Origin of the sequence: Pseudomonas sp. Sample_23 (assembly GCF_004307595.1) — a bacterium.
GTDB classification, from domain to species: Bacteria; Pseudomonadota; Gammaproteobacteria; order Pseudomonadales; family Pseudomonadaceae; genus Aquipseudomonas; species Aquipseudomonas atacamensis.
Window position 1 is genome coordinate 13,044 of sequence record NZ_RCNX01000091.1, and the last position, 24,226, is coordinate 37,269.

Genomic DNA, 24,226 nt, shown 5'->3' on the forward strand with positions numbered 1-24,226 from the left:
TCAAAATTGGTGGCACCCGAGATCCCTGTGGGAGCGAGCCTGCTCGCGAAAGCGGAGGGTCGGTTAGCATATCCGTCGACTTGTAGGACGCCATCGCGAGCAGGTTCACTCCTGCTGGGTGTGCGATGCACCCGGATGCTATGAGCGACACACACACCTGTGGGAGCGGGCTTGCCCGCGATGACGCTTGCACAAACGCCGGCGATATCGACTTCTGCTACAAACAAAAAACGGCACCCGAAGGTGCCGTTTCCATTCCAGCCAGATCAGCCGAGCAATCAGCCCGCCAGACCCGCCTGCTGTACCAGCACCAGCAATGGCTGCGGGTACACGCCCAGGAAAAATGCGACCAGGGCGATGGCCAGCAGCATCACGCCGCCTGCCTTCTGTTCCCAGTGCAGCTGGGCGTCGTGGCGACGCAGGTTAGGCTCGATCAGGTACAGGGTGACCATCACGCGCAGGTAGTAGAAGACGCCGATGGCGCTGCCCAGTACCAGTGCGCCGACCAGCCACCACTGACGCGTTTCGACGCCGCTGGCGATGATGTAGAACTTGCCGATGAAGCCGGCGGTCAGCGGGATGCCGGCCAGGGACAGCATCATCACGGTCAGCACGGCGGTCAGGTACGGACGGCGCCAGAACAGGCCTCGGTACTCGTACAGCGCGTCAGCGTCGCGGCCGTTGTACGGCGACGACATCAGGGTGATCACGCCGAACGCGCCGAGGCTGGTGATGACATAAGTCACCAGATAGACGCCGATGGCTTCCACCGCCAGACCCTTGCTCGCCACCAGCGCGATCAGCAGATAGCCGAAGTGCGCAATCGACGAGTAACCGAGCAGACGCTTGAGGTTGCTCTGGGTCAGGGCCAGCAGGTTACCGAACAGGATCGAGGCGACCGCGATCACGCTCAGCACATCGCTCAGCACGCCACTGCTGGCGGCAGGGGAGAGCTGGAACAGACGCACCATCACCGCAAACACTGCGACCTTCGAAGCGGTAGCGAGGAACGCCGCCACCGGTGCCGGAGCACCTTCGTAGACGTCCGGCGTCCACAGGTGAAACGGTACCAGCGACAGCTTGAACGCCAGACCGATGAGCATCATGCCCAGGCCCAGTTGCGCCAGCGGGCTTGGCAGGCCGGTCGCGGCCAGGGCCTGACCAATGCCGACGAAGCTCAGCGAACCGGCGTCGGCGTAGAGCAGCGCCATACCGAACAGCAGGAACGCAGAACCGGCGGCCGACAGCACCATGTACTTGATGCCGGCTTCCAGCGAACGCTTGTTGAAGAAGGCGTAAGCCACCAGACCGTAGACCGGTACCGAGAGCAGTTCCAGACCGATGAACAAACCGGCCAGGTGCTGCGCACTGACCAGAACCAGACCACCGGCGGCGGCCATCAGGATCAGCAGGTACAGTTCTTCGCGGTTGCCCGGGTAGCCCGAACCGCCATCACCCAGATAAGCGTGGGCGAGGGTGACGCAGGCGAGGGTGGCGACCAGGATCATCGCCATGTACAGGCAGGCGAAGGCATCGATTTGCAGCAATGGGGTCACGGCCAGAGGCGCGACTTTCAACGCAGGCAGGATCGACAGCAGGGCCAGGTTCAGACCCGCCACCGAAATCAGGAAGGTCTGCGAGTGGTTGCGGCGCCAGGCGATTGCCAGCATCACCACGATAATGGTGAGGCTGGTGATCAACAGTGGCGCAAGCGCAATAAAGTGTTGAATCGTGAATTCCATAGCGCTCTTACCGGGCCGAAGCGAGTTGAGAGAAGGCGGTGCCGAGCCACTGCTGCACGCCATGCATGGTGGCGGCAGAGGTGTCGAGGAACGGTTGCGGGTAGACGCCGAGGTAAATCAGCAATACCGCCAGACCGAGCACCATGATCAGTTCGCGCGCATCCATGCCGTGCAGCACCGCGTCGGATTTCGACGGGCCGAAGTAGGCACGGTGGATCATGATCAGCGAGTAGACCGAACCGAACACCAGACCGGACGTGGCAATCGCCGTGACCCATGGAGCGCTGGCGAAGGAACCGATCAGGATCAGAAATTCGCCGACAAAGTTACCGGTGCCCGGCAAGCCCAGCGACGCCGCAGCGAAGAACAGGCTGATCGCCGGCAGGTAAGCGATACGCGACCACAGACCGCCCATCTCACGCATGTCACGAGTGTGCAGACGCTCGTACAACTGACCGCTGAGGATAAACAGCGCCGCTGCCGACAGACCGTGCGCCAGCATCTGGATCACTGCACCTTGCAGCGCCAGTTGGCTGCCGGAGTAGATGCCGATCAACACGAAGCCCATGTGGGAAACGGAAGAGAAGGCAATCAGACGCTTGATGTCGGTTTGTGCGAACGCGAGGAACGCGCCGTAGAAGATCCCGATCAGACCGAGGCTCATGGCGATCGGCGCGAACTCCGCCGAAGCGTTCGGGAACAGCGGCAGGGCGAAACGCAGCAGACCGTAGGCCGCAGTTTTCAGCAGGATACCGGCGAGGTCGACGGAACCGGCAGTCGGTGCCTGGGCGTGAGCGTCAGGCAGCCAGGAGTGGAACGGTACGACGGGCAGCTTGACCGCGAAAGCGATGAAGAAGCCGAGCATCAGAATGTACTCGGTGGTCATCGACATCTTGGTTTTCAACAGGTCGGCGTAGTTGAAGGTGATCACGCCGGTATTGTTGAAGTTGACCAGCACCAGACCGAGGATCGCCACCAGCATGATCAGGCCGGACGCCTGAGTGAAGATGAAGAACTTGGTCGCTGCGTAGATCCGGGTTTTCTTGCCGTCCGAAGAACTGTGACCCCAGAGCGCGATGAGGAAGTACATCGGCACCAGCATCATTTCCCAGAAGAAGAAGAACATGAACAGGTCGAGGGCGAGGAACACGCCGACCACACCGCCCAGGATCCACATCAGGTTGAGGTGGAAGAAGCCAACGTGACGTTGAATCTCTTTCCACGAGCAGAGTACCGAGAGGATACCCAGCAGCCCGGTCAGCAGGATCATCAACAGCGACAGGCCGTCGAGGGCCAGGTGCACGTTGATGCCGAAACGCTGGATCCAGACATGCTTGAACTCAAGCGCCCAGGTCGGATCGGCGCCCGGCGCCGGTGCGAATGAATAGTCACCGTGGGCCCACAGCCAGAGGCCGAGCGCGAGTTCCAGGGTCATGGTCAACAGCGCAATCCAGCGCGGGAGGGTAGCGCCGAAGCGCTCACCCATCCAGCACAGCAGGCCGCCGATGAAGGGGATCAGGATTAGCCAAGGCAGAATCATGACGGGCTCGTTTCCTTTCGCAAATTCGCAAGGTTCATATCAGACCGCTACCAGCACGATGGCGCCGATCACCAGCACGGCACCAGCAGCCATCGAGGCGGCGTACCAACGCAGTTGACCGGTCTCGGTGCGGCTCAGGGCAGTGTGACCACCCTTGGCCATACGCGGGATCAGACCGATGGTCTGGTCGAGCGGGTCTTTGCGCAGTACATGGCTGATCGCAAGGTACGGCTTGACGAACAGTTTGTCGTAGATCCAGTCGAAGCCCCAGGCAGCGAACCACCAGGCCGAAAGGAAACGGCCGATGCCGCTGTTGGCGATCGCCGTGACGAAGCGACGCTTGCCAAGGAACAGCAGCGCTGCCAGCAGGATACCGGCCAGGGCGATGGCGCCCGAGGCGATTTCCAGACTGTGCTTGGCTTCGCCACCGGCATGGCCGACGCTTTGCGGCAGTACGCCGTGCAGCGGCGGCACGATCATCGCGCCGACGAAAGTCGACAGCACGATCAGTACCGACAATGGCAGCCAGTGGGCAATGCCGTGGCCGGCGTGGGCTTCGGTCTTGGCTTCACCGTGGAACGCGATGAAGATCAGGCGGAAGGTGTACAGCGACGTCATGAACGCACCGACCAGACCTGCGTAAAGCAGACCCTGGTTGCCGCTGGCGAACGCTTCCCAGAGGATTTCGTCCTTGGAGTAGAAGCCTGCGGTAACCAGTGGCAGAGCGGCCAGCGCGGCACCACCGACGATGAAGCTGGCGTAGGCCAGTGGCAGTTTCTTCCACAGACCGCCCATCTTGAAGATGTTCTGCTCGTGGTGGCAGGCAACGATCACCGCACCGGAAGCAAGGAACAGCAGGGCCTTGAAGAAGGCGTGGGTCATCAGGTGGAAGATCGCGCCTTCCCAGGCACCAACGCCCAGCGCCAGGAACATGTAGCCGATCTGGCTCATGGTCGAGTAGGCGAGGATACGTTTGATGTCGGTCTGCACCAGCGCGGCAAACCCGGCCAGTACCAGGGTCACGCCACCGACGATGCCGACGAGGTGCAGGATGTCCGGCGCCAAGGCAAACAGACCGTGGGTACGGGCGATCAGGTAGACACCGGCGGTGACCATGGTCGCGGCGTGGATCAGTGCCGAAACCGGGGTAGGGCCGGCCATCGCATCCGCGAGCCAGGTTTGCAGCGGCAGTTGCGCCGATTTACCGACAGCACCACCGAGCAGCATCAGGGTTGCCAGAACGATCCAGAAGTCACCGACCTTGAAGTGCTCCGGCGCACGCACCAGCAGTTCCTGGACGTTCAGCGTGCCCAGTTGCTGGAACAGGATGAACAGGCCGATGGCCATGAACACGTCGCCGATACGGGTGACGATGAATGCCTTAAGTGCGGCGTTACCGTTGTTGCGGTTGCTGTAGTAGAAACCGATCAACAGGTACGAGCACAGGCCCACGCCTTCCCAGCCGAAGTAGATGAACAGCAGGTTATCGCCGAGGATCAGAAACAGCATGCTGGCGATGAACAGGTTGGTGTACGAGAAGAAGCGCGAGTAACCGTCTTCGCCACGCATGTACCAGGACGCGAACAGGTGGATCAGGAAGCCGACGCCGACGACCACACCGAGCATGGTCACCGACAGGCCATCCAGGTACAGCGCGAAGTTCGGCTGGAAGCCTTCCACCGACATCCAGCGCCACAGCACCTGGGTGTACACGCCACCCTCCGGCGGTGCGACGTTGAATTGCCAGATCACGTAAGCGGTGACGATGGCCGACAGGCCGATCGAACCGACACCGATCAGCGCCGAGAGGTTTTCCGAGAAGCGGCCGCGCGAGAACGACAGCAACAGGAACCCGATCAGAGGGAATACGAAAGTCAGAAAGAGTAGGTTCATCCGCGCATCTCACTGGCAGCGTCGATATCGAGCGTGTGGAAGCGGCGATACAGTTGCAGCAGAATCGCCAGGCCAATACTGGCCTCGGCCGCTGCAAGGCTGATCACCAGGATGAACATGATCTGTCCATCCGGCTGCGCCCAGCGGGCGCCCGCGACGATGAAGGCCAGGGCAGAGGCGTTCATCATCACTTCCAGACTCATCAACACGAACAAAATGTTGCGGCGGACCATCAGGCCGACCAGACCAAGGCAGAACAGGATGCCGGCGACGGCCAGTCCATGTTCGAGAGGGATAGCAGGCATGTCTTACTCCTTCGCCTCGTTACGGCCCAAATGGAACGCCGTGACGGCTGCAGCGAGCAGCAGCATCGAGGCGAGTTCGACCACCAGCAGGTACGGGCCGAACAGGCTGATGCCCACGGCTTTCGCGTCTACGGTGGTGTGGCCGATGGCCTGGCCGCTCTGGTGAGCGAACAGCACATACAGCAGTTCGGCCAGCAGCAGCGCGGCAAGAATCACCGGTCCTGCCCAGATGCCGGGCTTGAGCCAGGTGCGTTCCTGCTGCACCGAGGCCGGGCCGAGGTTGAGCATCATCACCACGAACACGAACAGCACCATGATGGCACCGGCGTAGGCGATCACTTCCAGCACACCGGCGAACGGCGCGCCAAGGGCGAAGAAGGTCATGGCCACGGCGATCAACGAGATGATCAGGTAGAGCAGGGCGTGCACAGGGTTGGTGTTGGTGACCACACGCAGCGTGGACACCACAGCAATACCCGATGCGAAATAGAAAGCGAATTCCATCGTTCTTCCTTAAGGCAGCAAGCTCTTCACGTTGATCGGTTCGGCTTCGTTCTGCGCAGCGCCTTTCGGCTTGCCAGCGATTGCCATACCTGCAACACGATAGAAGTTGTAATCAGGGTTTTTGCCGGGGCCGGAGATCAAAAGATCTTCTTTCTCGTACACCAGGTCCTGACGTTTGAACTCGGCCATCTCGAAATCCGGCGTCAGCTGGATCGCGGTAGTCGGGCAGGCTTCCTCGCAGAGACCGCAGAAAATGCAGCGCGAGAAGTTGATCCGGAAGAAGTCCGGGTACCAGCGACCGTCTTCGGTTTCAGCTTTCTGCAGCGAGATGCAACCCACCGGGCAGGCCACGGCGCACAGGTTGCAGGCTACGCAGCGTTCTTCGCCATCGGGGTCGCGGGTCAGGACGATGCGGCCACGGTAGCGCGGCGGCAGGTAGACCTGCTCCTCGGGGTATTGCAGGGTGTCGCGCTTGCGAAAGCCATGGCCGAAGACCATGACCAGGCTGCGCAACTGGGTACCGGTACCCTTAACGATGTCGCCAATATATTTGAACATGGGTCAAATCCTCACTGAACCGCAACCGCAGGCGTGTTCATCAACACAACCGCAGCGGTCACCAGCAAATTGATCAGGGTCAGTGGCAGGCAGAATTTCCAGCTGAAATCCATCACCTGGTCATAACGCGGACGCGGGATGGAAGCGCGCAGCAGGATGAACAGCATGATGAAGAACGCGGTCTTCAGTGCGAACCAGACGAAGGACAGTTGCGGCAGGATGCCGAACGGACCGTGCCAGCCACCGAAGAACAGGGTGACCAGCAGCGCCGAGATCAGGATGATGCCGATGTATTCACCGACGAAGAACATGCCCCATTTCATACCGGCGTATTCAATGTGGTAACCGTCGGCCAGTTCCTGTTCCGCTTCCGGCTGGTCGAACGGGTGACGGTGAGTCACGGCGACACCAGCGATGAAGAAGGTACAGAAGCCGAAGAACTGCGGAATGATGAACCACAGGTTCTGCGCCTGGTACTCGACGATGTCGCGCATGTTGAACGAGCCGACCTGGACCACGATGCCCATCAGGGCCAGGCCCATGAACACTTCGTAGGACACGGTCTGCGCCGAGGCACGCAAGCTGCCGAGCAGGGCGAACTTGTTGTTGCTCGACCAGCCGGCGAACAGCACCGCGTAGACCGACAGACCGGCCATGGCGAAGAAGAACAGCAGGCCGATGTTCAGATCCGCCACGCCCCAGGTCGGGGTGATCGGGATGATCGCGAAGGCGATCAGCAGGGCGGACATGGCCACCACCGGCGCCAGGGTGAAGATCACCTTGTCGGCGAACGGCGGGGTCCAGTCTTCCTTGAAGAACATCTTCAGCATGTCGGCGGCGATCTGGAACATGCCGAACGGGCCAACGCGGTTCGGACCGTAACGGTCCTGCCACCAGCCCAGCAGGCGACGTTCGACAAAGCTGAGCAAGGCGCCTGCAACCACTACGGCCAGCAGGATCACGATGGCTTTGATGACCGTCAGGATCACATCGATCACTTCAGGGGTGAACCAGGTCATTGCGCTGCCTCCTGCAGACCGTCGACGGACACGCCGGCGAATGCCGGTGGAATGCCGGCGATGCCCGCAGGCAATGCCACCAGACCGGCGCCCAGTTCTTCATTGATGCGCAGCGGCAGACGCAATTTCTGGCCGGCCACGTTCAGGTTCAGCAGGGCACCGTCGTTGACGCCGAGGCGATCCGCTTCGGATTTCGCCAGCGCAACGTAAGGTGCCGGAATGCGTTCCTGTACCGGGGCGGCTTTCGAAGAGTTTTCTTCGCTGCCGAACAGGTGGAAGAACGGCACGGCTTGCCAGGTACCCGGCGCCGGATTGAATGCGCGCGGAGCAGCAGCGAACCAGCTCAGCGAATCACCGGTGCTTTCGATCAGGCGTGTGCCAGGGTCGCCAGCACGCAGATGACCACCGACTTCGTCCTGGAACTTGTTCCACGCTTGTGGCGAGTTCCAGCCCGGCGACCATGCGAATGGCACCTGCTGACGCGGTTCGGCGGAGCCCGAGTAACCTTCCATGGAGAAGGCGAACGCGGTGTCCTGGTCTTGCGGGGTGCGCGGTTCGTGAACGCTGATGTCGGCGCGCATGGCGGTGCGACCGGAATAACGCAGCGGCTCACGGGCCAGTTTCAGACCCTTGATGCGGAACGCCGCCGACGGTGCTGCATCGACGATGCGCGCCAGTTGCGCGGTGCTCGAGGCAACGGCAGCGGTGACGTGGTCGAGTTGCGTCCAGTCGATCGGCTGGTTCAGCAGGGTCGCGCGCAGGGCGTGCAGCCAGCGCCAGCCTTCGTGCACCAGAATGCTCGCGTCCATGTATTGCGGATCGAAAACCTGGAAGAAGCGCTGAGCGCGGCCTTCCTGGCTGACCAGCGTGCCGTCGCCCTCGGCGAAGCTCGCCGCTGGCAGAACCAGGTGCGCGCGATCAGTGGTGGCGGTTTTCTGATGGTCAGCGACGATCACTACTTTGGCGGCGTTCAGCGCAGCATCGACCTTGGCGTTGGCAGTGCGGGTGTACAGATCGTTTTCCAGCACGACGATCGCGTCGGCCTTGCCATCGATGACCGCTTGCAGCGCGGCGTCGACCGATTCGCCACCGAGCATGGCCAGACCGAGGCTGTTGGCTTCCGGCACGATCAGGCTGATCGAACCGTTCTTCTCGCGCAGCTTCAGGGCCTTGGCGATGTTCGCGGCAGCTTCGATCAAGGCTTTGGAGCCCAGCGAAGTACCGGCGATGATCAGCGGACGCTTGGCGGCGAGCAGGGCATCGGCGATGCGCTGCGCCAGTTCCAGGGCTTCGGTGTCCAGACCTTCAACGGCCGGGGCACTGGCATCCAGAGCATGCGCAACGGCGAAACCGATGCGCGCCAGATCGTCGGGAGCTGCGTGTACGCATTCTTCAGCGACGTCGTCGAGCTTGGTTTCGGCGAGGCTGGCGATGAACAGCGGGTTCAGCGCGTGCTGGCCGATGTTCTTCACCGCCGCGTCGAGCCAAGGCTGGACGCGCATGGCTTCGGCCATGTCTTCAGCCTTGCCCTTGACCGACTGACGCAGAGCCAGCGCCATACGCGCGGCGGTCTGGGTCAGGTCTTCGCCGAGGACGAAAATCGCGTCGTGGTCTTCGATGTCGCGCATGTTCGGCACTGGCAGCGGGCTGTCGTTCAGCACCTGCAGGACCAGACGGATGCGCTCCAGCTCGGAGGCTTCGATACCCGAATAGAAGTGCTCGGCACCAACCAGTTCGCGCAACGCGTAGTTGCTTTCGAGGCTGGCACGCGGCGAACCGATGCCGACGATGTTGCGTCCGCGCAGCAGGTCAGCGGCTTTGTCCAGCGCAGCGTCGAGGCCGAGCTTGGTGCCATCGGCCAGCAGCGGCTGACGTGGGCGGTCGGTGCGGTTGACGTAGCCATAACCGAAACGGCCACGGTCGCAGAGGAAGTACTGGTTCACCGAACCGTTGAAACGGTTTTCGATGCGACGCAGTTCACCGTAACGCTCGCCCGGGGAGATGTTGCAACCGCTCGAGCAGCCGTGGCAGATGCTTGGTGCGAACTGCATGTCCCACTTGCGGTTGTAGCGCTCGGAGTGAGTCTTGTCGGTGAACACACCGGTCGGGCAGACCTCGGTGAGGTTGCCGGAGAACTCGCTTTCGAGGGTGCCGTCTTCAACGCGACCGAAGTACACGTTGTCGTGGGCGCCAAACACACCGAGGTCGGTGCCGCCGGCGTAGTCCTTGTAGAAACGCACGCAGCGGTAGCAAGCGATGCAGCGGTTCATTTCGTGGGAAATGAACGGGCCCAGTTGCTGGTTCTGATGGGTGCGTTTGCTGAAGCGATAACGGCGCTCGTTGTGGCCGGTCATCACTGTCATGTCTTGCAAGTGGCAGTGACCGCCTTCCTCGCACACCGGGCAGTCGTGCGGGTGGTTGGTCATCAGCCATTCGACAACACTGGCGCGGAACGCCTTGGATTCTTCATCGTCGATGGAGATCCAGGTGTTGTCGGTGGCCGGGGTCATGCAGGACATGACGATGCGACCACGGGTGTCGTTCTCGTCGGTGTACTGCTTGACCGCGCACTGGCGGCAGGCCCCGACGCTACCAAGCGCGGGGTGCCAGCAGAAATATGGAATGTCGAGGCCCAGCGACAGACATGCCTGTAACAGGTTGTCTGCCCCGTCGACTTCGAGCGCTTTGCCGTCTACGTGGATAGTGGCCATGGTTCAAAGGTCTTCGTTGGCCCGGTGTCAGCGGGCGTGGCTAATGGAATCTTGTTATGCGTCCGAATCCAAACAGCCCCGAAGGGCGTCATCGGACGAAAGGCGAAGGGCACGGACCCTTCGCCTTTTTAAGCGTTTACGCGCCGACTACGATCGGCCTTGCCAGAGGCGGGACGGCGGCGCTGACAGGCGCGATACCGGCTTCGAACTCTGGACGGAAGTATTTGATGGCGCTGCCCAGCGGCTCCACGGCACCCGGTGCGTGAGCACAGAAGGTCTTGCCCGGGCCGAGGAAACCGACCAGACCCAGCAGGGTCTCGATGTCGCCCGGCTGGCCCTTGCCCTGTTCGATGGCCATCAGGAGCTTGACGCTCCATGGCAGACCATCGCGGCACGGGGTGCAGAAACCGCAGGATTCGCGTGCGAAGAACTGCTCCATGTTGCGCAGCAGCGAGACCATGTTGACGCTGTCATCCACCGCCATCGCCAGACCGGTACCCATCCGGGTGCCGACCTTGGCGATGCCGCCGGCATACATTTGTGCGTCGAGGTGCTCGGGCAGGAGGAAACCGGTACCGGCACCGCCTGGCTGCCAGGCCTTGAGCTTGAAGCCGTCGCGCATGCCGCCGGCGTAGTCTTCGAACAGTTCACGACCGGTGACGCCGAACGGCAGTTCCCACAGGCCCGGGTTCTTGACCTTGCCGGAGAAGCCCATGAGCTTAGTGCCCATGTCTTCGGAACCTTCGCGGGCCAACGATTTGTACCAGTCAACGCCGTCGGCAATGATCGCCGGCACGTTGCACAGGGTTTCGACGTTGTTCACGCAGGTCGGCTTGCCCCACACGCCGACGGCGGCAGGGAAGGGCGGCTTGGAGCGCGGGTTGGCGCGGCGGCCTTCGAGGGAGTTGATCAGTGCGGTTTCTTCACCGCAGATGTAACGCCCGGCGCCGGTGTGGACGAACAGCTCGAAATCGAAACCCGAACCGAGAATGTTCTTGCCCAGCAGGCCGGCCGCCTTGGCTTCTTCCACGGCACGGTTCAGGTGCTTGGCGGCGGTGGTGTATTCGCCGCGCAGGAAGATGTAGCCACGGTAGGTTTTCAGCGCGCGGGCACTGATCAGCATGCCTTCGATCAGCAGATGGGGCAGTTGCTCCATCAGCATGCGGTCTTTCCAGGTGTTCGGCTCCATTTCATCCGCGTTGCACAGCAGGTAGCGGATGTTGATGGATTCGTCCTTGGGCATCAGGCCCCACTTCACGCCTGTGGGGAAGCCGGCGCCGCCGCGACCCTTGAGGCCAGCGTCTTTGACGGTCTGGACGATCGCGTCCTGATCCATCTCGGCGAAGGCTTTGCGCGCAGCGGCGTAACCATTCTTGGCCTGGTACTCGTCGAGCCACACGGCTTCGCCGTCATCGCGCAGACGCCAGGTCAGCGGGTGTGTCTCGGCCGAACGCGGGATGCGGTTGGCTGGACCAAAAGATGTCAGGGTCATACGTAGCCCTCGAGCAGTTTGGCCACGCCAGCAGGCTGCACGTCGCCAAAGGTGTCGTCGTCGATCATCAGCGCCGGCGCCTTGTCGCAGTTGCCGAGGCAGCAGACAGGCAGCAGGGTGAAACGACCGTCGGCGGTGGTCTGACCCAGGTCGATGCCCAGATTGTTCTGGATTTCGCTGACCACCGACTCGTGGCCGCCGATGTAGCAGACCATGCTGTCGCAGACGCGAATGATGTGGCGGCCGACCGGTTGACGGAAGATCTGGCTGTAGAACGTCGCCACGCCTTCAACGTCGCTGGCCGGGATGCCGAGGATCTCGCCGATCGCGTACAGGGCGCCATCCGGCACCCAGCCGCGTTCCTTCTGCACGATCTTCAGGGCCTCGATCGACGCCGCGCGCGGGTCTTCGTAGTGATGCAGCTCGTGCTCGATGGCCGAGCGCTCGGTTTCACTCAAGGTGAAACGGTCTGTCTGGATAAGCGTGCTGTTCATGCTTAGCGGTCCACGTCGGCCATAACGAAGTCGATACTACCCAGGTACGCAATCAAGTCCGCGACCATGCTGCCTTTGATCACCGAAGGGATCTGTTGCAGATGCGGGAAGCTTGGAGTACGGATCCGGGTACGGTAGCTCATGGTGCCGCCGTCGCTCGTCAGGTAATAACTGTTGATGCCCTTGGTCGCTTCGATCATCTGGAAGGATTCGTTGGCCGGCATGACCGGGCCCCACGAAACCTGCAGGAAGTGCGTGATCAGGGTTTCGATGTGCTGCAGCGTGCGCTCTTTCGGCGGCGGCGTGGTCAGCGGGTGATCCGCCTTGTACGGGCCTTCCGGCATGTTTCGCATGCATTGATCGATGATCTTGATGCTCTGGCGCATCTCTTCGACGCGGACCATGCAGCGGTCATAGGCATCGCCGTTGACGGCCAGCGGCACTTCGAATTCGAAGTTCTCGTAGCCCGAATACGGACGCGCTTTACGCAGGTCGAAATCGCAACCGGTCGAACGCAGGCCAGCACCGGTGACGCCCCATTCCAGGGCCTCTTTGGTGTTATAGGCAGCGACGCCGATGGTACGACCCTTGAGGATGCTGTTCTGCAGGGCGGCCTTGGTGTATTCGTCCAGACGCTTGGGCATCCACTCGACGAAATCCTTGACCAGTTTTTCCCAACCGCGCGGGAGGTCGTGGGCGACGCCGCCGATGCGGTACCAGGCCGGGTGCAGGCGGAAACCGGTAATCGCCTCGATCACCGTGTACGCCTTCTGGCGGTCGGTGAAGGTGAAGAACACCGGGGTCATGGCGCCGACGTCCTGGATGTAGGTACCCAGGAACAGCAGGTGACTGGTGATCCGGAAGAACTCGGCCATCATGATGCGGATGACGTCGACCTTCTGCGGCACCTTGATGCCGGCGAGCTTCTCGACCGAGAGCACGTACGGCAGGTTGTTCATCACGCCGCCGAGGTAGTCGATGCGGTCGGTGTACGGAATGTAGCTGTGCCAGGACTGACGCTCGCCCATCTTCTCGGCGCCACGGTGGTGGTAACCGATGTCCGGGACGCAATCGACGATCTCTTCGCCGTCCAGCTGCAGGATGATGCGGAACGCACCGTGCGCCGAAGGGTGGTTCGGGCCGAGGTTGAGGAACATGTAGTCCTCGTTGGCACCGGAACGCTTCATGCCCCAGTCTTCCGGACGGAAACGCGCGGCTTCCTCTTCCAGCTGCTGCTTGGCGAGGTTGAGGCTGTACGGATCGAATTCGGTGGCGCGCGCCGGGAAGTCCTTGCGCAGCGGGTGACCTTCCCAGGTCGGCGGCATCATGATGCGCGACAGGTGCGGGTGGCCTTTGAAGTCGATGCCGAACATGTCCCAGACTTCGCGCTCGTACCAGTTGGCGTTGGGCCAGATGCTGGTGACGGAAGGCATGCTGAGGTCGCCTTCGGACAAGGCCACCTTGATCATCACGTCACTATTACGCTCCAGCGACATGAGGTGATAGAACACGGTGAAATCGGCGCCGGTCGGCAGCCCTTGACGCTTGGTGCGCAGACGCTCGTCCACGCCGTGCAGGTCATAGAGCATGACGTACGGCTTGGGCAGGTTGCGCAGGAAAGTCAGGACTTCAACCAGTTTGGCACGGGCCACCCACAGCACCGGCATGCCGGTGCGGGTTGCCTGCGCGGTGAACGCTTCGGCGCCAAAACGGTTGTTCAGTTCGACGACCACATCCTGGTCGTCTGCCTTGTAAGGCGGGATGTACAGAGCACTGCCTGTAGTCATGGTTATTTTTTCGCTTTCGGTCAACGTAAAGAATGAAGCCAGCTTCTCGTTACTTGGAACAGAACTGGATCAGACTTCGTCAGGGCTGCGCAGATTGGTGACTGCGATTCGCTGTTCGCGGCGCTGTTCCTTCTGCGATGGCATGTCGGCGCGATACACGCCTTGATCACCAACGACCCAGGAAAGCGGACGACGCTCCTGTCCAATCGATTCCTGCAACAGCATCAAGCCTTGCAGAAATGCTTCCGGACGGGGCGGGCAGCCAGGTACGTAGACGTCCACGGGCAGGAATTTGTCCACCCCTTGAACCACGGAGTAGATGTCGTACATGCCGCCGGAGTTGGCGCACGAACCCATGGAGATAACCCATTTCGGCTCGAGCATTTGCTCGTAGAGACGCTGGATGATCGGCGCCATCTTGATGAAGCAGGTACCGGCGATAACCATGAAGTCGGCCTGACGCGGCGAGGCCCGGATCACTTCGGCGCCAAAGCGCGCGATGTCGTGGGGCGCCGTGAAGGCGGTGGTCATTTCCACGTAGCAGCACGACAGGCCGAAGTTGTACGGCCACAGCGAGTTCTTACGTCCCCAGTTGACCGCGCCACTCAGCACGTCTTCCAGCTTGCCCATGAAAATGTTTTTGTGGACTTGATCTTCTAACGGATCGGCAACGGTTTCCCGCTGGCCAATCGGATACTGCTCGTTAGGAGCATCGGGGTCGATCCTGGTGAGATTGTATTGCATTGCCAAAGCCTCATTGTTTCAGCTTCGCCTGCCGCTTGCGACGAGCTTCCGGAGCCCAGTCAAGGGCGCCCACTCGGAACAGGTAGACAAGACCTGCCAACAGAATTGCTATGAAAACGAGAGCTTCGACGAATCCGGTCCAGCCGCTTTCGCGGACGGACACAGACCATGCAAAGAGAAAGAGGGCTTCGATATCGAAGATCACGAAGAGCATCGCGACCAGATAGAATTTGGCTGAGAGCCGCAAGCGGGCGCCACCGGTAGGTAGCATGCCCGACTCGAACGGTTCGTTTTTGCTGCGACCCCAGGCTTTTGACCCGAGGAGGCTGGAGACGCCAAGCATGAAGGCACACAGGCCGACGACACCCAGAAGGAAAATGGCAAAGCCCCAGTTGTGGGCCATGAGTCCTGTCGCTTCGGGCATGCTGGTAATCCTTAACAGAGAGCAAAGGTCTCTGAGCTTGATAAAGAAATAAGGCAGTGACGATATGTCGCAGCAATCAATCGGGCTGATTTTATGGCTAAACACCCGGCAAGTAAAATTCCAAAGGCGAAATTATTTACCGGATTAAGGACATAGCGCCTCCTGAAGGCGCTGCGGCCCATGCGTTGCGGGCATTAGCCGGGTTTCCATCAATTATGTTTTGTAGAGTTTGCAACGAACATAGTTGCGGCTAAATGATAATTAATATCGTTTGGCCTGGTTTTGTAACTGTTTAACGAGTGAGTGGCTGGGAAGTTGTCTTACTTGCGCGTTACTGCAAGTAGCGAAGCCTACCGTTTTAACGGAAATTTCTGACGCTTGTAGCGCTTCAGATCAATGTTTCGTCTCGCGGCTGACGGTAGCCCTGTGGGAGCGAGCCTGCTCGCGAAAGCGAAGGATCAGCCTCCAGATGTGCAAGCTGACTTATCGCCTTCGCGAGCAGGCTCGCTCCCACAGGGGATTTGTAGTGTCTTTGAGATTCCAACAGGCAAAAAAACGCCCCGATCCAGTCGGGGCGTCAGTTTTGCGGCTCTGCGGTTAGCTTTTTATCCGATCCGCAAAGGCCGTTTGCTCAGGTGAGGCCGAATCAGTGGAACTGTTCTTCTTCGGTCGAACCGGTCAGCGCGGTCACCGAGGACGAGCCGCCCTGGATTACGGTGGTCATGTCGTCGAAGTAGCCAGTGCCCACTTCCTGCTGGTGCGCAACGAAGGTGTAACCCTTGGCGGCGTCAGCGAATTCCTGCTCTTGCAGCTTCACGTAGGCAGTCATGTCGTTGCGGGCGTAGTCGTGCGCCAGGTTGAACATGCTGTGCCACATGTTGTGAATGCCGGCCAGGGTGATGAACTGGTGCTTGTAGCCCATGGCGGACAGTTCGCGCTGGAACTTGGCGATGGTCGCGTCGTCGAGGTTCTTCTTCCAGTTGAAGGAAGGCGAGCAGTTGTACGACAGCAGCTGGTCCGGGTATTCCTTTTTGATCGCTTCAGCGAAGCGACGGGCTTCTTCCAGATCCGGCTTGGCGGTTTCGCACCAGATCAGGTCGGCGTACGGTGCGTAAGCCAGGCCACGGGCGATCGCTTGATCCAGGCCGGCACGTACCTTGTAGAAACCTTCCTGAGTACGCTCGCCGGTCACGAATGGCTGATCGTACGGGTCGCAATCGGAGGTCAGCAGGTCGGCCGCGTTGGCGTCGGTGCGGGCCAGAATGATGGTCGGCGTGCCGGCAACGTCAGCTGCCAGACGGGCAGCGGTCAGCTTCTGCACGGCTTCCTGGGTTGGCACCAGAACCTTGCCGCCCATGTGGCCGCATTTCTTCACCGAAGCCAGTTGGTCTTCGAAGTGAACGCCGGCGGCGCCGGCTTCGATCATGCTTTTCATCAGCTCGTAGGCGTTGAGTACACCGCCGAAACCGGCTTCAGCGTCGGCCACGATTGGTGCGAAATAGTCGATGTAGCCATCGTCGCCCGGGTTTTTGCCGGCTTTCCACTGGATCTGGTCAGCGCGACGGAACGAGTTGTTGATGCGCTTGACCACGGTTGGCACCGAGTCCACCGGGTACAGCGACTGGTCCGGGTACATCGATTCTGCGGAGTTGTTGTCCGCAGCCACCTGCCAGCCGGACAGGTAGATCGCCTGGATACCGGCCTTGACCTGCTGAACAGCCTGGCCGCCGGTCAGGGCGCCCATGCAGTTGACGAAATCTTTCTCTGGACGGAAGGACGGCTTGGCACCCTGGGTGACCAGGTTCCACAGCTTCTCGGCGCCCATCTTCGCGAAGGTGTGCTCTGGCTGAACCGAGCCACGCAGGCGGACCACGTCGGCAGCGGAGTAAGTGCGAGTCACGCCTTTCCAGCGCGGGTTCTCGGCCCAGTCTTTTTCGAGGGCTGCAATTTGCTGTTCGCGTGTCAGTGCCATGGAGATAAACCTCGTCGCGTCTTTTATGAAAAGTTGTTCTGCGGTGGAAAATTCCTGCGCTCGCTGACCAGAAGCTTAGGTGGTCAAGTCGGATTCGGCGGGGTAGGCGACGGGATGAACGATGGGCTCGAGGGGAAGTGAGCAGGTAGTGGCGGACTGCGGGGCGCATGCGGGCGTCGTGGGCCTTTATACGGACAACAGCGTGAAGCCGGGTTACCTAAATACGCTTCCGTCCCTCGGGACAACTTCGTTCCAGTCGGCAACCTCGTCAAACACACCTTGTGGGCGGTACAGACACGAAACGGCTCGCGGGGTAGGTGCGAGCGGCGCTTCGAAGGCCCTTGCCAGGGCCTCTGATTAGCGGGAGCGAGGCCATCATGCCTTCGCTTTTTTTTCGCGTCAAACGTTTTGTAGTGCTTTTTTTCAAGCACTACATCTTTCGTCTAATACGACTAATCAGTCAGTTTTCGGTGCTTTAGTCCAGCGTGTCGACTTTCACCCGCAAGGTCATGTCATCCCGGCCTTGAGTCGAGTAGCTGCGGGTCAGGCCCTGTTTATCGGCCTGAGTCTGGCTGTTGACGCCCGCCAGAGTGATCCATTCACCGAGGCGCCCGGTGACGGTTGTGTCGGTGCTTTGCACGTTCACTACATCGGGACGTTCCTGGCTCATGCGGTCACGGTTGGTACTGATCGCCAGATGAACGGTTTCGCCGGTGACGCTGGCGGTGACATAGAAACCCTGGGTGACGTTGCGGTATTGAGTCTCGCTGCTGTAACCGCCGTAGGAATCGCTCTGGGTGTTGGTGATCGGCACGCTCTGGCCAACCTGAATCAGCGCCGGAGTGCCTTCGCTGGTCTGCACTTGCTGAACGCCGCCGTTGCGGCTGGTGGTGCTGCGGCTGATGATCCGGGTCTGGCTCGGCTGGGCGCCATTGACCGCATAACCTTCGTCGCCACGGCCGTTGTTTTCGTTGGTGTCGACGGTGATCAGCAAGCGCTTCGGTGCGGTATCGAGTTGCGCCAGCAGATCCTTCAACTCCTGAATCTTGCCCGGCTCGGCCTTGACGATCAGCTGATTGCCGTAAGCGCTGACCTGACCGTCCTGGCCGATGAAATCCTGCGCCACTGGCAACATGTCAGCGCTGGTGTGGTATTTGAGGGGGACGATTTCTGTGGCTGCCAGCACCGAAAAACTGCAGCCGAGCAGCAGGGTGGTGAGCAGGGTGCGTAGGGACATGTCCGTTATCTCCGCGTTCGAAAGGCTTGATATTGCCAGTTTGTCGGCCTGGGGTGGGGCAAGTTGAATCGTAGACAGCAAAACGCCCCGGCATCGGTGGATGGCGGGGCGTTTTGTGGTGTGCTTGCGGCCTTTTGTGGTGAGGGGATTTATCCCCGCTCGGCTGCGCAGCAGTCGCCGACCCAGCGCGCTCGATTTAACTGACTCACCGAGTTTGCTGCATTTGGGGCTGCTTCGCACCCCAGCGGGGATAAATCCCCTCGCCACAGGGATCTGGAGGTCTCGGAATCAGGCCGAATGCCGAACCATGTCGACATGCGGAATCCCGGCTTCGAGGAATTCCTCGCTGACCAGGCTGAAACCCAGGCGCTCGTAGAACGCCGTGGCTTGCACCTGAGCGCTGAGCTTCTGCTGCTTCAAACCGCGCGCTTCAGCTTCGGCGATGACCGCTTGCATCAGCGCATCACCGACCTTCATTCCGCGCCAGTCTTTGAGTACTGAAACGCGGCCGATGTGCCCGTCGGGCAACAGCCGCGCCGTGCCGATCGGGAAGTCGCCTTCGAACGCCAGAAAATGCACGGCGGTCGCGTCATCGGCGTCCCACTCAAGCTCGGGTGGCACCGATTGTTCGGCGACGAACACCGTTTCACGAATGCGCCGGATCTCGGCGATATCCTTCTGCCAGTCTGCGACACGAACGCGAATTTTATTCATCGGCGAACCCCAGGCTTCCTTGCTTGACCAGTTCGCAGAGCAGGCTGCGGCCGTCTTCGTCGCTCAGCCACTCGCCGAGGTTATCGGCATGCAGGGCGTCAGCGGCGCAGATCAGCTTCAGCAGTTCGCGCAGCTTGCCCGGCAGGTAGCGGCTCTGGCCACTGGCGAACAGCAGGAGATCGTCGTCGACTTCCGACCAGGCCAGGCGCGCGCTCGGGTTGCGGATCAGCACGGCGCCATCCTGCAGGGCGGCGAGGAAGTCTTCTTCTTCGACGTCTTCCGGGCCGACCACCAGTTCCGGGTAGCGCGGCTCGGTCATGTACTGGCCGAACCAGGTCAGCAGCAGACGCTCGTCGCTCATGTGCTCGGCGAGCAGGCTTTTCAGGCGATCCAGCGCATCGTGTTGAATCTGGTGCGGATCGACCGCCGGCTTGGCGTCGGCATCGGTGTAGCGCTCTTCGTCGGTCAGGAACTGGCTGAGGAAGTCGGTGAAGTGGGTCAGCACTTCAGCGGCGCTCGGCGCGCGGAAGCCGACCGAGTAGGTCATGCAGTTGTCGACCGCGACACCGCAATGGGCCAGGCGCGGCGGCAGGTAGAGCATGTCGCCCGGTTCCAGCACCCATTCTTCGGTTTCGTGGAATTCAGCGAGGATGCGCAGGTCGGCGTGTTGCAGCAGCGGGCTCTCGGAATCGCACATCTGGCCGATTTTCCAGTTGCGCTTGCCGTGGCCCTGCAGCAGGAAAACATCGTAATTGTCGAAATGCGGGCCGACGCTGCCACCCGGTGCGGCAAAGCTGATCATCACGTCGTCGACGCGCCAGCTCGGCAGGAAGCGGAAGTTTTCCAGCAGTTCGCTGACTTCCGGCACGAACTGGTCAACCGCCTGCACCAGCAGCGTCCACTCTTTTTCTGGCAATTTGCTGAACTCGTCTTCGGCAAACGGGCCGCGACGCAGTTCCCATGGGCGCTCGCCGTGCTCGATCACCAGGCGCGATTCGACTTCTTCTTCCAGGGCCAGGCCGGCCAGTTCGTCGGCGTCGATCGGGCTTTCGAAGTCAGGAATCGCCTGACGGATCAGCAGCGGTTTTTTCTGCCAGTAGTCACGCAGGAATTCGCGTGCTGTGAGGCCGCCCAGAAGTTGAAGAGGAATATCGGAATTCATATGTAACCTATTGAAAAAAAGCACTTTTCAGACGGGAATAAAAACGCCCGGCGCGGCCGGGCGTCTCAAGCGGGGCAAACGGACGATCAGATGCGTTTGGCTTGTGCCACTGCGTTGCCGATGTAGTTGGCCGGGGTCAGTTGCTTGAGCTCGGCTTTGGCTTCGGCTGGCATGTCCAGGCCATCGATGAAAGTCTGCAACGCTTCAGGGCTGATGCCCTTGCCACGGGTCAGTTCTTTCAGCTTTTCGTACGGGTTTTCGATGTTGTAGCGACGCATCACGGTCTGGATCGGCTCAGCCAATACTTCCCAGCAAGCATCGAGGTCGGCGGCAATTTTCTGCTCGTTGAGCTCAAGTTTGCTGATGCCTTTGAGGCTGGCTTCGTAAGCGATCACGCTGTGAGCGAAGCCGACACCGAGGTTGCGCAGGACGGTGGAGTCGGTCAGGTCGCGCTGCCAGCGGGAAATCGGCAGCTTGCTCGCCAGGTGCTGGAACAGTGCGTTGGCGATACCCAGGTTGCCTTCGGAGTTTTCGAAGTCGATCGGGTTGACCTTGTGCGGCATGGTCGACGAACCGATTTCGCCAGCGATGGTGCGCTGCTTGAAATAACCCAGGGAAATGTAGCCCCAGATGTCGCGGTCGAAGTCGATCAGGATGGTGTTGAAGCGCGCAATGGCGTCGAACAGCTCGGCGATGTAGTCGTGCGGTTCGATCTGCGTGGTGTACGGGTTGAAGCCCAGGCCCAGCTCGTCTTCGATGAAGGCGCGGGCATTGGCTTCCCAGTCGATCTGCGGGTAGGCCGACAGGTGCGCGTTGTAGTTGCCGACGGCGCCGTTGATCTTGCCCAGCAGCGGCACGGCAGCGACCTGAGCGATCTGACGCTCGAGACGGTAAACCACGTTGGCCAGCTCTTTACCCAGAGTGGTCGGCGAAGCCGGCTGACCGTGGGTGCGCGACAGCATCGGCACGTCGGCGAAACGGATGGCCAGTTCGCGGATGGCGTTGGCGGTCTGGCGCATCAGCGGCAGCATCACGTCGTCACGGCCTTCGCGCAGCATCAGGGCGTGGGACAGGTTGTTGATGTCTTCGCTGGTGCAGGCAAAGTGGATGAATTCGCTGACCTTGGCCAGCTCCGGCAGCTTGGCCGCCTGCTCTTTGAGCAGGTATTCGATGGCTTTGACGTCGTGGTTGGTGGTGCGCTCGATCTCTTTGACGCGCTCGGCGTGCTCCAGCGAGAAGTTTTCAGCCAGTTCGTTGAGAACGGCGTTGGCCTCGGCGGAGAAGGCTGGCACTTCAGGGATGCCAGCGTGGGCGGCCAGGCGCTGGAGCCAGCGCACTTCAACCAGTACGCGTGCACGGATCAGGCCGTACTCGCTGAAAATCGGGCGCAGGGCCTGGGTTTTGCCGGCGTAGCGGCCGTCAACAGGGGAAACCGCAGTGAGCGAAGAGAGCTGCATGGGGTGTTCTCGGACAGTCGGGCAACGAAATGGGGCGCGTATCATACATGAAAAAATCCGCCGGTCCGTCGCCAACTGACCGGCGTATTACGCGTTACAGACTACAAAGCCTTCGTGACGCGGCGTTTACTCGCTGCGCATCAACGGATAAAGCTCTTTAAGCAGCTTGCGACGGCTGATCACCAACTGCCAGCGATGGCCACCGAGCTGACGCCACAGGCGCGCCGAGCGGATACCCGCGAGGAGCAGGGCGCGGATCTTCGAGGCATTGCTCGGCTGCTGCAGGTTGCGCATGTCGCCGTGCACCTGAATGCGCTGGCGCAGGGTGCTTAACGTGTCCTGATACAACGCACCGCAAGCGGCGACGACGTTTTCGTGCGCAGGGCCAAAATGCTCCACCTGCGACTGAATCTGCGGCAGGCGTTTGGCAATCGTCTCAAGCATGTCGTCACGCTTGGCCAGTTGCCGCTCCAGACCGAGCATCGACAGCGCGTAGCGCAACGGCTCGCGCTGCAAGGTGCTCGGATCGCGCTCCAGCGCGCCGATCAATGCGCGGTAACCCTCGCGCAGATTGATGTCGTCGCCGCCGTATACATCCAGCGTATCTTTTGGGTCGCGGACCAGCAGGCTGCCGAGCATGCAACTCAGGCCGGCCTCGTTGGTCTGGCCAGTCTTGGCGATGCGATCGACCAGCACGGCGGCGAGAAACACACCGCCCAGCGCTGTCAGTTGTTCCTGAGTCGGGCTCATGCCTGGCCGCTCCACGGCTCGGCCACTTCGATCACGCCGCCGCCGAGGCAGATTTCACCGTCATAGAAAACCACCGACTGGCCCGGCGTCACCGCGCGTTGCGGTTCGTCAAACACGGCGCGGTAGCCGCTGGCGGTTTTTTCCAGAGTGCAGGCCTGATCGCTCTGGCGATAGCGCACTTTCGCCGTCAGGCGCAGCGGCTGGCTCAGATCGATCGGATTGACCCAGTAGATTTCCGAAGCAAGCAGGGCGCTGGAGAACAGCCACGGATGGTTGTTGCCCTGGCCGACGATCAGTTCGTTGGTGTCGAGATCCTTGCGCAGCACATACCACGGCTCATCGCCGGCATCCTTCAAGCCGCCGATGCCGAGGCCCTGACGCTGGCCGATGGTGTGGTACATCAAGCCGTGGTGACGGCCGATGACTTCGCCTTCGGTGGTCTTGATCTCACCCGGTTGTGCCGGCAGGTACTGCTTGAGGAAATCGCTGAAACGGCGCTCGCCGATGAAGCAGATCCCGGTGGAATCCTTCTTCTTGGCGGTGGCCAGTTCGTATTTCTCGGCAATCGCGCGGACTTCAGGCTTTTCCAGTTCGCCGACCGGGAACAGGGTCTTGGCGATCTGTTCGCCACCAACGGCGTGCAGGAAGTAGCTCTGATCCTTGTTCGGATCGAGGCCCTTGAGCAGTTCGGTGCGGCCATCGATGTCGCGGCGGCGCACGTAGTGACCAGTGGCGATCAGGTCGGCGCCGAGCATCATCGCGTAGTCGAGAAACGCTTTGAACTTGATCTCGCGGTTGCACAGGATGTCCGGGTTCGGCGTGCGCCCCGCCTTGTATTCGGCGAGGAAGTGTTCGAACACGTTGTCCCAGTACTCGGCGGCAAAGTTGGCGGTGTGCAGCTTGATGCCGATCTTGTCGCAGACAGCCTGAGCATCCGCCAGGTCGTCCATGGCGGTGCAGTATTCCGTTCCGTCGTCTTCTTCCCAGTTCTTCATGAACAGGCCTTCCACTTCATAACCCTGCTCGATCAGCAGAAGGGCGGAAACGGAAGAGTCCACGCCGCCGGACATGCCGACAATGACGCGCTTCTTGGATGTGTCAGAAGGGGCTGGATCACGCATAGGGATTCAATGAGTGTCTTGGAAAAGGGCGCGATTCTATCAGGCTCACGGCCGCAAGGCTAAAGAGAAGGGCGGATCAGTTCGAGGCTGAAGTGATGACCGGCCAGATAATCGTCGATGCAACGGATGATCAGTTCACTGCGCCAGTTGTCGCGCTGGGCGATTAATTCGTCGCGGGTCAGCCACTTGGCGCCGACAATGCCGTCGTCGAGTTGGTAATCCGGGTGATGCTGCACGGCTTTGGCGCTGAAGCATATGCGCTGGTAAGTCACGCCGTTGCTCGGTGCGGTATACAGATAAATGCCGATCACGCCGGTGGGTTCGACGTCCCAGCCGGTTTCTTCGAGGGTTTCGCGAATCGCCGCGTCGATCAGGGTTTCATCCGGGTCGAGATGACCGGCGGGCTGGTTGAGCACATTGCGCCCGCCCTTGTGCTCTTCGACCATCAGGAAGCGGCCGTTGTCCTCGACGATGGTGGCGACGGTGATGTGGGGGAGCCATTCCATAAGATTTCCTCGACGGTAGCGCGGTCAACTGTGGGAGCGAGCCTGCTCGCGAAAGCGGTGGGTCAGTCAACGAAGGTGCTGAATGATAAACCGC

The 24,226-nt window shown here is 60.8% G+C and carries 21 protein-coding genes; all 21 read right to left on the reverse strand.

Features of this window, described 5'->3' with window-relative positions; all coding sequences use genetic code 11:
* Nucleotides 1-278 precede the first annotated feature (278 nt).
* On the reverse strand, nucleotides 279-1,742 hold the full coding sequence (gene nuoN / locus D8U82_RS24355) for an NADH-quinone oxidoreductase subunit NuoN (protein WP_024013420.1): 1,464 nt from the start codon (nucleotides 1,740-1,742) through the stop codon (nucleotides 279-281).
* A 7-nt stretch (nucleotides 1,743-1,749) separates the two neighbouring features.
* Nucleotides 1,750-3,282 (reverse strand): NADH-quinone oxidoreductase subunit M, encoded by a 1,533-nt coding sequence (nuoM, locus tag D8U82_RS24360; protein ID WP_123442121.1) that lies wholly within the window; start codon nucleotides 3,280-3,282, stop codon nucleotides 1,750-1,752.
* A gap of 39 nt (nucleotides 3,283-3,321) precedes the next feature.
* On the reverse strand, nucleotides 3,322-5,175 hold the full coding sequence (gene nuoL / locus D8U82_RS24365) for an NADH-quinone oxidoreductase subunit L (RefSeq protein ID WP_024013419.1): 1,854 nt from the start codon (nucleotides 5,173-5,175) through the stop codon (nucleotides 3,322-3,324).
* The gene (gene nuoK / locus D8U82_RS24370) at nucleotides 5,172-5,480 is read right to left on the reverse strand and encodes an NADH-quinone oxidoreductase subunit NuoK (RefSeq protein ID WP_003180046.1); all 309 of its coding nucleotides are present in this window, start codon (nucleotides 5,478-5,480) and stop codon (nucleotides 5,172-5,174) included. The genes nuoL and nuoK overlap by 4 nt, the downstream gene beginning before the upstream one ends.
* A 3-nt stretch (nucleotides 5,481-5,483) precedes the next feature.
* On the reverse strand, nucleotides 5,484-5,984 hold the full coding sequence (gene nuoJ / locus D8U82_RS24375) for an NADH-quinone oxidoreductase subunit J (protein ID WP_007951462.1): 501 nt from the start codon (nucleotides 5,982-5,984) through the stop codon (nucleotides 5,484-5,486).
* Between the two features lie 9 nt (nucleotides 5,985-5,993).
* A complete protein-coding gene (gene nuoI / locus D8U82_RS24380) occupies nucleotides 5,994-6,542 on the reverse strand; it encodes an NADH-quinone oxidoreductase subunit NuoI (protein WP_016775283.1) in 549 nt (182 codons plus the stop codon).
* 11 nt (nucleotides 6,543-6,553) lie between these two features.
* Nucleotides 6,554-7,561 carry an NADH-quinone oxidoreductase subunit NuoH gene (nuoH, locus tag D8U82_RS24385; protein ID WP_016775282.1) on the reverse strand — a complete coding sequence of 336 codons (1,008 nt, stop codon included), beginning with the start codon at nucleotides 7,559-7,561 and terminating at the stop codon, nucleotides 6,554-6,556.
* Nucleotides 7,558-10,272, reverse strand: coding sequence for an NADH-quinone oxidoreductase subunit NuoG (gene nuoG, locus D8U82_RS24390; protein WP_130903155.1), 2,715 nt, complete (start codon nucleotides 10,270-10,272; stop codon nucleotides 7,558-7,560). Before nuoG ends, nuoH begins: the two co-directional genes overlap by 4 nt.
* A 136-nt stretch (nucleotides 10,273-10,408) precedes the next feature.
* Nucleotides 10,409-11,764, reverse strand: a complete 1,356-nt coding sequence (nuoF, locus tag D8U82_RS24395) for an NADH-quinone oxidoreductase subunit NuoF (RefSeq protein ID WP_130903156.1) — start codon at nucleotides 11,762-11,764, stop codon at nucleotides 10,409-10,411.
* Complete coding sequence (gene nuoE / locus D8U82_RS24400; protein WP_130903157.1) at nucleotides 11,761-12,258, reverse strand: NADH-quinone oxidoreductase subunit NuoE; 498 nt, start codon at nucleotides 12,256-12,258, stop codon at nucleotides 11,761-11,763. Before nuoE ends, nuoF begins: the two co-directional genes overlap by 4 nt.
* A gap of 2 nt (nucleotides 12,259-12,260) precedes the next feature.
* Entirely contained in the window at nucleotides 12,261-14,045 is a 1,785-nt protein-coding gene (gene nuoC / locus D8U82_RS24405; RefSeq protein ID WP_122612132.1) for an NADH-quinone oxidoreductase subunit C/D, read from the reverse strand.
* Nucleotides 14,046-14,114: 69 nt separating this feature from the next.
* Nucleotides 14,115-14,789 carry an NADH-quinone oxidoreductase subunit B gene (locus tag D8U82_RS24410; protein WP_016775278.1) on the reverse strand — a complete coding sequence of 225 codons (675 nt, stop codon included), beginning with the start codon at nucleotides 14,787-14,789 and terminating at the stop codon, nucleotides 14,115-14,117.
* Between the two features lie 10 nt (nucleotides 14,790-14,799).
* Nucleotides 14,800-15,213: an NADH-quinone oxidoreductase subunit A gene (locus tag D8U82_RS24415; RefSeq protein ID WP_003223812.1), complete on the reverse strand. Its 414-nt coding sequence runs from the start codon at nucleotides 15,211-15,213 to the stop codon at nucleotides 14,800-14,802.
* A 646-nt stretch (nucleotides 15,214-15,859) separates the two neighbouring features.
* Nucleotides 15,860-17,185 carry an isocitrate lyase gene (gene aceA / locus D8U82_RS24425; protein ID WP_016775277.1) on the reverse strand — a complete coding sequence of 442 codons (1,326 nt, stop codon included), beginning with the start codon at nucleotides 17,183-17,185 and terminating at the stop codon, nucleotides 15,860-15,862.
* Nucleotides 17,186-17,660: 475 nt separating this feature from the next.
* Complete coding sequence (locus D8U82_RS24430; RefSeq protein WP_073471299.1) at nucleotides 17,661-18,422, reverse strand: secretin N-terminal domain-containing protein; 762 nt, start codon at nucleotides 18,420-18,422, stop codon at nucleotides 17,661-17,663.
* Nucleotides 18,423-18,710: 288 nt separating this feature from the next.
* Complete coding sequence (locus tag D8U82_RS24440; protein ID WP_130888674.1) at nucleotides 18,711-19,136, reverse strand: GNAT family N-acetyltransferase; 426 nt, start codon at nucleotides 19,134-19,136, stop codon at nucleotides 18,711-18,713.
* Entirely contained in the window at nucleotides 19,129-20,298 is a 1,170-nt protein-coding gene (locus tag D8U82_RS24445) for a cupin domain-containing protein (RefSeq protein WP_016775274.1), read from the reverse strand. Before D8U82_RS24445 ends, D8U82_RS24440 begins: the two co-directional genes overlap by 8 nt.
* Before the next feature lie 86 nt (nucleotides 20,299-20,384).
* The gene (gene purB, locus D8U82_RS24450; RefSeq protein ID WP_003223822.1) at nucleotides 20,385-21,755 is read right to left on the reverse strand and encodes an adenylosuccinate lyase; all 1,371 of its coding nucleotides are present in this window, start codon (nucleotides 21,753-21,755) and stop codon (nucleotides 20,385-20,387) included.
* 126 nt (nucleotides 21,756-21,881) lie between these two features.
* Nucleotides 21,882-22,505: a high frequency lysogenization protein HflD gene (hflD, locus tag D8U82_RS24455; RefSeq protein WP_039763308.1), complete on the reverse strand. Its 624-nt coding sequence runs from the start codon at nucleotides 22,503-22,505 to the stop codon at nucleotides 21,882-21,884.
* The gene (gene mnmA, locus D8U82_RS24460; protein WP_003223826.1) at nucleotides 22,502-23,626 is read right to left on the reverse strand and encodes a tRNA 2-thiouridine(34) synthase MnmA; all 1,125 of its coding nucleotides are present in this window, start codon (nucleotides 23,624-23,626) and stop codon (nucleotides 22,502-22,504) included. The genes hflD and mnmA overlap by 4 nt, the downstream gene beginning before the upstream one ends.
* Before the next feature lie 59 nt (nucleotides 23,627-23,685).
* On the reverse strand, nucleotides 23,686-24,132 hold the full coding sequence (locus D8U82_RS24465; RefSeq protein WP_016775271.1) for an NUDIX hydrolase: 447 nt from the start codon (nucleotides 24,130-24,132) through the stop codon (nucleotides 23,686-23,688).
* Nucleotides 24,133-24,226 lie beyond the last annotated feature (94 nt).